General features: G+C 58.9%; 11 protein-coding genes. 7 read left to right on the plus strand and 4 right to left on the minus strand.

The annotated features are described in order from the left end of the window. Nucleotides 1-107: 107 nt before the first annotated feature. Nucleotides 108-896, minus strand: a complete 789-nt coding sequence (locus ACILSL_RS19610) for a ThuA domain-containing protein (protein WP_395733754.1) — start codon at nt 894-896, stop codon at nt 108-110. Between the two features lie 2 nt (nt 897-898). On the opposite strand from ACILSL_RS19610, the gene ACILSL_RS19615 reads away from it, so the two are divergent. Next, nucleotides 899-1,996, plus strand: coding sequence for a hypothetical protein (locus ACILSL_RS19615; RefSeq protein WP_395733755.1), 1,098 nt, complete (start codon nt 899-901; stop codon nt 1,994-1,996). Nucleotides 1,997-2,010: 14 nt separating this feature from the next. Here ACILSL_RS19615 and ACILSL_RS19620 read toward each other — a convergent pair whose 3' ends face one another. Next, on the minus strand, nt 2,011-3,651 hold the full coding sequence (locus ACILSL_RS19620; RefSeq protein ID WP_395733756.1) for a fumarate hydratase: 1,641 nt from the start codon (nt 3,649-3,651) through the stop codon (nt 2,011-2,013). Nucleotides 3,652-3,747: 96 nt separating this feature from the next. On the opposite strand from ACILSL_RS19620, the gene ACILSL_RS19625 reads away from it, so the two are divergent. Continuing rightward, complete coding sequence (locus ACILSL_RS19625) at nt 3,748-3,975, plus strand: hypothetical protein (RefSeq protein ID WP_395733757.1); 228 nt, start codon at nt 3,748-3,750, stop codon at nt 3,973-3,975. A 5-nt stretch (nt 3,976-3,980) separates the two neighbouring features. Here ACILSL_RS19625 and ACILSL_RS19630 read toward each other — a convergent pair whose 3' ends face one another. Next, nucleotides 3,981-4,367 carry a molybdenum cofactor biosynthesis protein MoaE gene (locus ACILSL_RS19630; RefSeq protein ID WP_395733758.1) on the minus strand — a complete coding sequence of 129 codons (387 nt, stop codon included), beginning with the start codon at nt 4,365-4,367 and terminating at the stop codon, nt 3,981-3,983. 172 nt (nt 4,368-4,539) lie between these two features. Here ACILSL_RS19630 and ACILSL_RS19635 point away from each other — a divergent pair, with 172 nt between their 5' ends. The 4 genes from ACILSL_RS19635 to ACILSL_RS19650 all read left to right on the plus strand — a co-directional run bounded on the left by ACILSL_RS19635 (nt 4,540) and on the right by ACILSL_RS19650 (nt 9,830). Then, nucleotides 4,540-8,382, plus strand: coding sequence for a PVC-type heme-binding CxxCH protein (locus ACILSL_RS19635; RefSeq protein WP_395733759.1), 3,843 nt, complete (start codon nt 4,540-4,542; stop codon nt 8,380-8,382). A 19-nt stretch (nt 8,383-8,401) separates the two neighbouring features. Further along, entirely contained in the window at nt 8,402-9,274 is an 873-nt protein-coding gene (locus ACILSL_RS19640) for a c-type cytochrome (RefSeq protein ID WP_395733760.1), read from the plus strand. Between the two features lie 107 nt (nt 9,275-9,381). Then, on the plus strand, nt 9,382-9,702 hold the full coding sequence (locus tag ACILSL_RS19645) for a hypothetical protein (protein ID WP_395733761.1): 321 nt from the start codon (nt 9,382-9,384) through the stop codon (nt 9,700-9,702). After that, nucleotides 9,699-9,830, plus strand: coding sequence for a hypothetical protein (locus tag ACILSL_RS19650; protein ID WP_395733762.1), 132 nt, complete (start codon nt 9,699-9,701; stop codon nt 9,828-9,830). The genes ACILSL_RS19645 and ACILSL_RS19650 overlap by 4 nt, the downstream gene beginning before the upstream one ends. Nucleotides 9,831-9,941: 111 nt before the next feature. Here ACILSL_RS19650 and ACILSL_RS19655 read toward each other — a convergent pair whose 3' ends face one another. Further along, entirely contained in the window at nt 9,942-11,423 is a 1,482-nt protein-coding gene (locus tag ACILSL_RS19655; protein ID WP_395733763.1) for a PLP-dependent transferase, read from the minus strand. Between the two features lie 170 nt (nt 11,424-11,593). Here ACILSL_RS19655 and ACILSL_RS19660 point away from each other — a divergent pair. Continuing rightward, a partial coding sequence (locus tag ACILSL_RS19660; RefSeq protein ID WP_395733764.1) for a hypothetical protein occupies nt 11,594-12,003 on the plus strand: 410 nt, incomplete at its 3' end.

A 12,003-nucleotide genomic window follows, 5' to 3' on the forward strand; every position in this document is an offset into this window, starting at 1 on the left:
GCCGCTCATACGCGCCGAGGATCAGCGTGTTTGCGAAGCCACTGCCTGAACAAGCACCCGATGAGCGCAGGCGACCTGCTGCGGAATAAATTCCGCGCTCCGGGGTGCTAATGCCCCGCCAGCTTCCCATCCTCCACATGCACGGTGCCGCCGCGCACTTCGATCTTTTCGCGCGCCTGCTCTACCGGCACATGGCGCGGGGTGTTGGCGGCTTCGCCCTGAGGGCGTGCCCAACGGATGCCGTTGGCGATGACTCGCTGCACATCCGGCAGGTGGTAAATGGGATACACTTCGTGGCCGGGGCTGAAGTAGAAGATGCGGCCGCTGCCGCGAGTCCATGTGGCGCCGCTGCGCATCACCTCGCCGCCTTGGAACCAAGAGACGAAGATCAGCTCGTCCGGTGTGGGGATGCCGAAGGGCTCGCCGTACATCTCCGACTGCTCGATTTCGATGCAGTCGCCAATGCCGGCGGCGATGGGGTGGCCGGGATTGACTTTCCACACGCGTTCGCGTTCGCCCGCCTCGCGCCAGCAGAGGGCGCAGCTGGTGCCCATGAGGCGCTTGAAGACCTTGGAAAAATGGCCGGAGTGTAAAACGATCAGCCCCATGCCGGCGAGCACACGCTCCTGAACGCGGGAGACGAGCTCATCGCTGACCTGATCATGCGCCGCATGGCCCCACCACAGCAGCACGTCGGTCTGATCCAGCACGACCGGGGGCAGGCCTTGCTCTGGTTCATCGAGCGTGGCGGTGTGGACGACGAGGTCGCCATGTTTCGAGAGCGCCTCCGCCAGCGCGCCGTGAATGCCGTTGGGGTAAATGGCTGCCACGGTGGGATTCTGCCGCTCGTGGACAAATTCGTTCCAGATGGTGACGCGGATGGGGGATGTGTGCATGGATGATGAAAACGCTGCTGGGAGGGGATTTAAACTCTGAATTTCAGGCGAGCAGGAGGCTCGGCTCTTGCAATGCCATGAAGAAAGGGGAACTCATGATCATGGTTTCAGAGGAAGAGTTGCTTGCTGCGCTTCAACATGGGTATGACGGCTATATCAAAAATGGTCACTTGCATGTTCATGACTTGCCTCAGTATGCACAGCAGCTGAAGGAAGATCTAGATTGGATAAAATTGGAGCAGTTTGAATTGTTACCTCTTTTGGAGATTAGCCAGCAAGTAAGTGGCATTAATTGTACAGTTCCAATATGCCAATATCGATTCGGCGAGACGCGCAACGACGTCGACAATGCAGACCCCAGCGAGGATAAAACTAAACTGCTGAGTATTAAAAATACAGAGGGCACAGGCTTGGATCGTGAGGACCTTCGTTGGCTTTGTGACATTTTTAGAAATGCCAGAAGACAGTTGCCTCATTTATGGAGGAAGGACGAAGAACTACGAACGCTTTTAGCTCAACGACACCTAAATACGGTAAACGAGTTATTCTGGCTGGGACTTTGGAATTGTCCGAAGCCAGAAAAAACAATTCGAGAACGAAAACTAGATCCGGTGTGTGAAAAGACAGTCGACTGGAGCTTGGAGTGTGCTGAGGATGGTCAAAAGGAACCAAGGAATCGAATTAACTTGGAAGTGAAGAATCTCACCACAAGTTTGGAGCCATTCTTGTTTCGAGGGCATCGAGAAACAGATGATTTTGTGGGCAAAGCCATGAGGGGAATCGATAGAAAATTTCCATCAACATCATCTCAGGATGTGAATGTCATGTGCTTTACCACATTCATTAACGCTCAAAATGAACTGACCAATTTAGGGACAAAAGTTCTTGATGATCATAAAGGAGTCGATGCGGTGATGACATGGATCACTACTGCTGACTTGAATAAAAATTGGCAGATATGCATGCGTTCTGGTGAAAACGATCAAAATCGCAAACTAAAAATTCTTCAAAGGCACTTTATTCCACCGAGCTATAGACAGGGTAAGCCATTGCTCTACAAACATCCGCTTTGGGGAGTCCTGCCTGGGCAACAAGACTGATAAAGGTGTCTCGCTCAATGCTTCACCGAACAGCCCGGGCCGACGGTCTGGAAGAAGTCGTTGCCCTTGTCATCGACGAGGATGAAGGCGGGGAAGTCTTCGACTTCGATCTTCCAGATGGCTTCCATGCCGAGCTCGGCGAACTCGACGACTTCGACCTTCTTGATGTTTTCCTTGGCGAGGATGGCGGCTGGGCCGCCGATGCTGCCGAGGTAGAAGCCGCCGTGTTTTTTGCAGGCTTCGGTGACCTGCTGGCCGCGATTGCCTTTGGCGATCATGATCATGCTGCCGCCGTGGCTCTGAAAGAGATCGACGTAGCTGTCCATGCGGCCGGCGGTGGTGGGGCCGAAGCTGCCGCTGGGCATGCCGGCGGGGGTCTTGGCCGGGCCGGCGTAGTACACGGGATGGTTTTTGAAGTAGTCGGGCAGGGGCTTGCCGGAATCGATGAGCTCCTTGAGCTTCGCATGGGCGATGTCGCGGGCGACGATGATGGGGCCATTGATGAGGAGACGTGTCGTCGTGGGATACTTGCTCAGCTCGGCGCGGATCTCAGCCATCGGACGATTGGTGTCGATGCGCACCGCGTTCGTATCTTTGCGGTGGCGCAGCTCTTCGGGGATGTAGGGCAGGGGATTGGTTTCGAGCTTCTCGATGAAGACGCCATCCTTGGTGATCTTGCCTTTGGCCTGACGATCGGCGGAGCAGGAAACACCGATGCCGATGGGCAGAGAGGCGCCGTGGCGCGGCAGGCGGATGATGCGCACATCCAACGCGAAGTATTTGCCGCCAAACTGTGCGCCGATGCCGCACTCGCGCGCGGCCTGGAGCATCTGGGCTTCGAGTTCGACATCGCGGAAGGCGCGGCCGTGTTCGTTGCCGGTGGTGGGGAGGTTGTCGTAGTATTTGGTGGAGGCCAGTTTGACGTGCTTCATCGTCGATTCAGCGGAGGTGCCGCCGATCACGAAGGTCAGGTGGTAGGGAGGGCAGGCGGCGGTGCCGAGAGACATCATCTTGTCGCTGAGGAACTTGACGATGCTCTTCGGATTCAGCACCGCGCGGGTCTCCTGATACAGGTAGGCTTTGTTGGCCGAGCCGCCGCCTTTGGCGATGAAAAGGAATTTGTACGCGTCGCCGTCGGTGGCGTAGAGATCGATCTGCGCGGGGAGATTGGTGCCGGTGTTCTTTTCGTCGAACATGTTCAGCGCGGCGTTCTGGGAGTAGCGCAGGTTGTTCTCCGTGTAGGCGAGATAGACGCCCTTGGAGAGGGAGGCCTCATCGCCACCGCCGGTCCAGACCTGCTGGCCTTTTTTGCCCATGATGATGGCGGTGCCGGTGTCCTGGCAGAAGGGGAGGAGCCCAGCGGAGGCCACGTCGGCATTTTTGAGCATCGTGAGGGCGACCATGCGGTCGTTCTCGCTGGCCTCGGGGTCGTCGAGGATGGCGGCCACCTGCTTCAGATGTTTCGGACGCAGGAAGAAATTGATGTCATGAAAAGCCTGGTTGGCCAGCAGGGTCAGGGCCTCGGGATCGACGACGAGGACTTCCTTCTCGCCAAATTTCTGCACGGAGACGTGTTCCTTCGTCAGCAGACGGTATTCGGTGTCATCGGTGCCGAGTTCGAGGAGTTCCTGGTAGTGAAAGGGGGGCGTGGGCATGGGGAGGGGAATTTGAAAGGGATATGAGTTCGGGCAACGAGGGAAAGGATCATTTTGCACGTTGGCAGAAGGTGCGCGGGGGGATAAGCTGGAACCATGATTTTGGAAACGTTGCCCGTGGTCCAGCAGCTCAGTTCCCGGGACAAGCGGCGGCTGGCGGAGGAGCTTTGGAACGCCGCCGATGCCGAGGACGCTGAGGTGATGGACGAGGCGGCGGTCTTGCAACTGCTGGATCGGCGTCTCGCAGACCATGAGGCCAGTCCAGAGGCTCTTGCCGCGTGGGAAGAGGTGAAGGCACGCGTCTTTGCGGGGCGCGAAAAGTAGGGCGCTCACTCCACAAAAACCGCGCGCTTCCAGATGGGCACGCTGGTTTTGATCTCCTTCAAATACCACCGGCACAGGTCAAAGGACTCCGCGCTGTGCTTGGTGCGCACGCGGATGAGGATGCTGGGCTGCTCGGCGGTCACGAAGCCGAGGCGGTGCTGGATGAAGACGCGGTGCGGGCCGTGCTCGCGCTGGCCGCGTGTGGTGAGATCCTGCAATGTCTTTTCCGCCATGGGCAGATAGGCGCTGTAGTCGATGCCGGAGATGGTTCTGCCGTCCTCCATGCCGCGTACGACGCCGAGAAACTGGGCCTCGGCACCTTCGCCGGGCTGGAACTCGGTGGGGGCGGTGGGGATGGGATCTGCGGAGAGAATGAAGCAGGCGGGAGACATGAAGCGAGAGGGGAAGAACTACCACAGAGTTCACCGAGAGGCACAGAGTTCTGAATTCATTTCTCAGTGACCTCTGCGGTTGAAACTCAACGACATCGCCCCCTGGATGGCCGATTCCTCATAAAACTTGTCTGCTGGCACCGATTTCTGATAGCGTTTGTGTCCTCCAACCATGAAACGCTTGCTCTTTCTCGCTTTCGCCGCGGCCACGACCGTTCACGCCGCCACCCAGATCACCTGGAAACGTCAGCAGCTTCATGGCGACTTCTATTCCGAAGGCGCGGCCATTGGTGACATCAATGGCGACGGCAAACCTGACGTGGTGGCTGGGCCGTTCTGGTGGGAGGGGCCGGCCTTTGAGAAAAAGCACGCGTACTACGAGCCGAAGATTTTCAGCATCAACGGCTACTCGGACAATTTCTTCGCCTATGTGCAGGACTTCAATGCCGACCAGAAGAACGACATCCTGATCCTCGGCTTTCCGGGCAAAGAGGCGCGGCTCTATCTGAATCCCGGCACGCATGATGACAAGCCGTGGCCCATGCACATCGTGGCGGATGTGGTGGACAATGAGTCGCCGGTATTCACGGACATCACGGGGGATGGGAAGCCGGAGATCGTGTGCAGCACGGGAGGCAGGTTTGGGTGGTTCGCGCCGAACTGGGAAAAGCCGACGGAAAAATGGCCCTTTGTGGCGGTGACGGAGGATGTGAAGGTGGCGAAGTTCACCCACGGGCTGGGCGTGGGTGATGTGAATGGGGATGGCAAGATGGATCTGCTGGAGGCGCGGCGGTGGTGGGAGAATCAGGGGGCTGCCAACACCAGCCCGGACTTGGCAAGTCCGGCTCCTTGGGCACAGCACAACTTCGCGGCGGGGATCGGCGGCGGGGCGCAGATGTTTGCGTATGATTTTGACGGGAACGGGACGAACGATGTGTTCACCAGCCTGTCTGCGCATCGCTATGGCGTGGCGGTGTATTTGCAGAACAAGCCCGCGCCAGACAAGCCCATGTGGCAGCGCATCATGCTGGCCAGCGAGCAGCCGCAGGATAACGACTACGGCATCGTCTTCTCCCAGCCGCATGCGGCGTATCTGGCGGACATGGATGGCGATGGCATCAAGGACATCGTCACCGGCAAGCGCTACTGGGCGCACAACGGGCACGATCCCGACGAACGCGGGCATCGTGTCATTTACTGGTATCAGACCAAGCGCGACGGCAAAGGCGGCGTGGATTTCGTGCCACATCTCGTGGATGCCGAAAGCGGCGTAGGCGTGGATGTGCAGGTGGGTGATGTGAACGGAGACAAGCTGCCGGACATCGTGGTGGGAAACAAAGCCGGCGTCTTCATCCTCACGCAGGAACGCAAGGACAGCACGGCGGATCTGACGCCGAAGAAGATGTATGGGCCTGCGCTGATGCCGCAGAAGGACTACGCCAAAGGGCAGTCCGCGCAGGATGCGCTGAAAGCGCTGCAGCTTCCGGGTGGCTTCAAAGCGGAGCTCATTGCCGCAGAGCCCGACCTCGTGCAGCCGATCGCCTTCACGTTTGATGAGCGCGGTCGTATCTGGGTGGTGGAAGGAAACAGCTACCCGAAACCGCGTGAAGTGGGTGCAGGGCAGGACCGCATCAAGATTCTTGAAGACAAGGATGGCGATGGCGTCTTTGAGACGAAGAAGATTTTTTGCGAAGGGCTGAACCTTGTGAGCGGTATTGAGCTGGGCTTTGGTGGCGTGTGGGTGGGGGCAGCACCGTATTTGATGTTTATTCCAGATGCAGACAAGGATGATCGTGCTGACCCCATACCTGATACCACGCATGTGATCAGCGGTCAGCGAGGACCGAGTAACAATCCGATCACGAGCGAACAGATTGATCACCTGCTTCAGCCGCAGGTTCCCGGCCTCAACTTCACCGCCTACGCCCTGCTCGATGGCTGGGGCAGCCAGGACACCCATGAGACGCTGAACAGCTTCATCTGGGGCCCGGACGGCTGGCTGTATGGCTGCCATGGCGTTTTCACGCACAGCAAGGTGGGCAAGGTCGGGGCACCGGATGATCAGCGCAAACCCATCAATGCCGGCATCTGGCGCTACCACCCGGTGCGGCATGAGTTTGAAATCTTCGCCGAAGGCACCAGCAATCCCTGGGGACTGGACTACGACCAGCATGGCGAGTTCTTCGTCACCGCCTGCGTCATCCCGCACCTCTACCACATTGTGCCAGGCGGTCGTTACCAGCGGCAGGCGGGGCAGCACTTCAATCCGTACACGTATGAGGATATCAAGACGATTGCGGACCATGCGCATTACGCGGGCAGTGCGCGTCCTGATGTCGCCTTCGACAAGACCACGGGCGCCGGCATCGTGAATGACGACACGAATGCGCTCGGTGGTGGGCATGCGCACTGCGGTCTGGCGATTTATCAGAGCCGCCTTTTCCCGCCGACGTATCGCAATCAGCTCATCTTTGGGAACCTGCATGGGCATCGGCTGGTGACGAACTACACGGATCCGCATGCTAGCACGTATGTGGGCAAGCATGGCAGTGACTTCATGCGCGCGAACGACATGCACTTCATCCCCGTGACGCAGAAGGTGGGGCCTGATGGCGCGCTGTATGTGAGCGACTGGAGCGATGAGCAGATCTGCCATCGTGGCAGCAATGCGGTGGAGAACTGGGACCGGAGCAATGGGCGGATTTATCGGATCTCGTATGGCATGGAGCGCCTTCGTCCCTTCGACCTCGCGAAAGAAAGTGATGAAGCACTCGCGATGCTCGCGGTACAGACGGCGAACGAGTGGTTCTCGCGGATGGCAAGGAGGGTACTGATGGAACAACACCGGACAGGAAAGGATCTTCGACAAGGCATTACGGATCTCCTCCGGGAATTTCAAAATCCTGTAAGCTCTGTTAGCCAAGTGAAAGCGCAGCTGGGCCTTCTCTCCTTGGGAATTTTCCACCCAGATAACATGATTCCGATTACAGACAAAAATGAGCACGTGAGGAAGTGGGCAGTGCGTTCAATTACGGAAGAGATATGGGCCAATCGAGCTGTGGACGATTCAATTGCACACAGGGCCACCGAGTTTTTTGGAACGCTCAATCAAGAACTGGCAACATCGATTCCAAAACTCGCGCGCACCGAATTATCTCCTGTCGTACGCCGTGAATATGCTTCTTTCCTCCAACACCTCCCCGTTGCGCAGCGAGAAAACATCGCCACCGCCCTCCTCTCCCACGGTGAAGACAAGGACGATCCCATGATTCCGCTGCTGATCTGGTATGGCATTGAGCCGCTTGTCGGCGCTGATCCGAAGGTGGGGCTGGAGCTCGCGCGGGTGTCGAAGCTGCCGAAGGTGACGGAGTTCATCTACCGCCGCATGGCCGCCGAAGAGGCGGGGCGTACAGGCTTGTTGAAACTGGCGGCTCAAACTACAGATGCCGGGCAACGGGATGTGCTCGTCAAGACAGTGCTTAGTGCAGGGCTGGCTGGCAATGTCATCGTTCAGCCCGAAGGCTGGGCTGCTTTGCGCACCAAGTTGCTGGAAACTTCGGCTTCGAAAGATGCGTATCCCCGCCAGCAGACCCTGGCGGAACTCGAAGGCCTGATGGGCATTCCTGCTGCATTGGACAACCTACGTGGCCTGCTGACGGCAGACAAAGCGGCTGAACGCGGCAATGCGCTCAAGATTCTCATTCTGCGCAAAGACGCTCCAACCGCTGGGAGGCTGCAGGAAATGCTGGGCTGGAAACCCATGGTTTCCCCGAGTGCGCAGCGCGAGAGTTTGCAGGCTCTGGCTGTGCTGAAGGACCCTAAGACACCTGCAGTGGTGGCTGCGCTGCTGAAAGACTTGGCTCCTGATGTGTTGCCCGATGCGGTGAACACGCTCGCCTCCACCAAGGAAGGCTCCAAGGAGCTGCTCAAGGCCGTGGAGGCCAAGACGGTGCCTGCCACGGCGCTTTCGCCTTTCCTAGGCCGATCTGGCCGAGCGGACGAAGAAGTATCGTGAACTGCTCACGCCTGCGGCTGTGGCGAAGGGTGACATCGCGAAGGGGAAGATGCTTTTCACGATGACCTGCGGGCAGTGCCACAAGCTGTTTGGCCAAGGGCAGAACGTGGGCCCGGACATCACGGGCAGCAATCGCGCTGACTTGAACTACCTGCTGGAAAATGTGCTGGATCCGAATGCGGTGATTGGGAAGGCGTATCAGCTCAATCTTTTCACCATGAAAGATGGGCGCGTGATGAGCGGTGTGATCAAGGAGGAAAGTCCTGCGGCGGTGAGGATCGCGATGATGGGCGGGGTGGAGTTTACGCTGCCGCAGCCGGACATTGCGAAGCGTGAGGTGTCAAAGCTGAGCACGATGCCGGAGGGATTGTTTGATGCGCTGAAGCCGGATCAGGTGATTGATTTGGTGAAGTATCTGCAGAGCGGAGCCTCCGGACCGGCTAAAGCCGGGACTACCATCCCCGGAGCGATCGAAGGCGAGGGGCTCAAGGTTTTGAACAAGGGGGGTGGCAATGCGAAGCCGCAAGGCATGGGGGGCTTTGGCGGCGAGTGGAGCGGGGCTTCGCAGCTCTGGTGGACGGGAGGCAAGCCGGGGCAGAAGCTCACGCTGGCGCTGCCGGTGGCAGAGAAGGGGAAGTATCAGCTCAAGGCCGCGCTCACCTTGGCGAAGGACTACGGCATCATCGACGTGTCACTCGATGACAAACCGGTGGCCACGGCTTGGGACGGCTACAACGGCCCCAAGGTCATTCACAGCGATGAACTCGACTGGGGCACGCATGAGCTCAGCGCCGGGAAGCACCAGCTTACCTTCACGATCACCGGCAAGCACCCTGACGCCGTGCCGGGCTACATGGTCGGGCTGGATTATGTGAGGCTGGAGAAGAAGTAGCTGTTCGACATCGGCTGCACCTCGGCTTATGGTTCCGCTCCATGGACGCGGTGGGCGACATTTTCTCTGCCTTGGCTCAAGCAGTTTTGGAGCTGGTGATCCGGCTTGTGCAGCTGCTGTTCTATGTGGTGGAGAACATCGTTTACGGCGTGCTCTGGCTTTGCCGCTGTTCGAAGTTCGCCGGGCCGCGACGACAGAGAAAGCTGCCTGAGGAGACACGGTATCTCATTCGCAGCTGCCTGCATACGACGCTGGCGCTGAGTCTGCTGTCCGTGGTTCTTTATTTTGCGTGGCCGAAAAAGCCTGCGGTGCCAGAGCCAGCGGCTTCGCAACCACCACCACCGACAAAGGTCGAAAAGGCGCAGAAGGTTATCGAGAAGGCCATACGGATCAAAGATGCGCTGCTGCCGCCGAAGAATCAGCCATGAGAGATTTACAATCCACGAAGGCGATGTGGCTCAAAGGCTGGCTGTTTCTTGTCATTGGGCTCATGTCTGCGGGCATCCTGCTCATGGAGAACTGGAGCTGGCGCACGGCGTTGCTGCTGGCGCTGTGAGTGTGGGGATTCTGCCGGGCGTATTACTTTGCGTTCTATGTGATCGAGCGCTGGGTGGATCCGCAGTTCAAATTCAGCGGGCTGGGGCACTTCCTGACGTACCTTTGGCGCTCACGCCGCCGCTAGAGCTTCGTCAAACCGCGCGATCAAATCTGCGGTGTCTTCGAGTCCAGCGGACACGCGGATGAGCCAGCGGCTGACGCCGCAGCTTTCGGCCCAGTCGAGTTCTTCGTAGTGCGCGAGGAGGGTGTAAGGGCAGGCGAGGGTGAAGTTGGTGCCGAGGCTGGGGCCTTTGGAGACGCGCAGGGCGTCGAAGACCTTGGGGCTGGTCTGCTCGGGATTCTTGAGCGTGAAGGAGAACAGGCAGCCGTAGCCGCCGTTGTCGCGGCGGATGAATTCGTATCCACGTCCGCCTTCGCTGCTGGCGTGCCAGACGCGGTCGACCTTCGGGTGCGTGCGCAGATGCTCGGTGAGAGCCTGGGCGTTGTGGCTCATCTTGGCGGCGCGTTGTGAGAAATCGCGGCTGTTGAGTTCCAGGGCCACGGCATCGCCGCGCCAGAGTTCGTGATCGGCATGGGCGGTGAGGAAGGCGGAGAAGGCCGCGTGATGCGGGGAGTTGCGATTGAGCACGACGCTGCCAGCGAGGACATCGCCGACGCCTGAGAAGCTCTTGGTGAGGCTGGTGGTGACGACATCGGCCACGCGGTGTGCATTGACATGCGCGACGGTGGAGATGGTGTCGTCGATGATGATTGGGACGCCGGGTTGTGCGGCTGCACGGATCGCGAGAAGGCGTTCGAAATCGACGCAGCGGAGCAGGGGGTTGCTCGGAGCTTCGCAGAAGATGCCCGCGATTGGCTCGCTTTGCAGCAAGGTGCGCAGATCGTCGTATTCGCTGTCCTTGATGAGAGGCATGAAATGCACGCCGGTGCCAAAGAACTGCTGGAGCTTCAGCACATCCACATAGGGGAAGTCGAGCTGCACGGTTTTGCGGCCGGGAAAGAGCTGCGTGAGCATGCGATGCACCGCAAAGTTGGCCGCCATGCCGGAGGGAAAGAGAAAGACGTCTTCGGGCTGCTGACCGGCAAGCTGCGCGATGCGCTCGCGGATGGTGCGGTTGGCGGCCTTGCCTTCTTCGGTGGTCGCGGTGCTCTTGTGCTCGCCCAGGGCATCGCAGGCCTGGCGGGTGCTCACGCATTCGCCGCAGAAGCGCCAGAACTTGCGGGCCTGCACGTAGCTGTCTGCTGGGAACACGGCAACGCCGAGGTTGTGCGCCGTCCATTCGACCGCACGACCGGTGCCGATGAACTTTGTGCAGCGCTCCGCGTGCACGAGGCGTGGAAAGACGAGGCAGCGCTCGCCTGCGGCGGCGAATTCCTTTTCGGCTGCGGCAAACAGGCGGGAGATGGCCGGGGGGCAGCAGAAGCGGGGGTAGCCGGATTTGAACTGGGAAACGATCCGCTGGTCGCCCTCTTCATAGCCGATCACATGCTCCCACAGCGGCAGGCACACGGACACGCCGAGGTCGTGGTCAGGGATCGCCTTGCCGAGGTCTTCGGCGTTGCAGAGAGGGTGGGTGAACAGATCGGTCATTTTGGGGGGGAGGGCAGTTTTCTTCACACAGCGGCGTGAAGCAACGGGAATAGAGAAGCAACCCCGCAGAAGTTGGATGACCCCAAGGTTACGCAGCGCTTGGGCGTCTCATCCTATTGATGAGGACACGTCGATGCATCCATTTCGAGCCTGGGGAGATCCGTCTGTTCATGCCGATGCTCGCGTTGCTGGCTCCTACAGTGTCGCTGGTAGCTCTGGGAGTGTGGCTTTTTGGTTTAATCTATCCAAAACCCGAGTGTGAAATACCGCTCAGGCTCTATCCCGCTGGATCATCGGACCTGCTGCCAAAAAACTCGCCCATAGTTCTGCTCCGAGGTGATGGGGACGTTGAGTTTAATGGTCGAGGTTGCCTCGATGGCCCCGACAAGCGGGTGCGGGGGCTCATAGAACAGCTGAACAAGATGAAGCAGGCTCAAGGAGTGGTGCCCGTAGTGGTTTATATCGAACCCGAAGCTTTCTTTGAGAGGTGGATCGGCGTGATCAGCGCCTTTCAAGCAAGTGGCTGGACGCGATACCACATGGTTTCCATGCCCTCATTCACCGGGCCGCGAATCCCAGC

Origin of the sequence: Prosthecobacter sp. (assembly GCF_044222345.1) — a bacterium.
GTDB lineage: Bacteria > Verrucomicrobiota > Verrucomicrobiia > Verrucomicrobiales > Verrucomicrobiaceae > Prosthecobacter.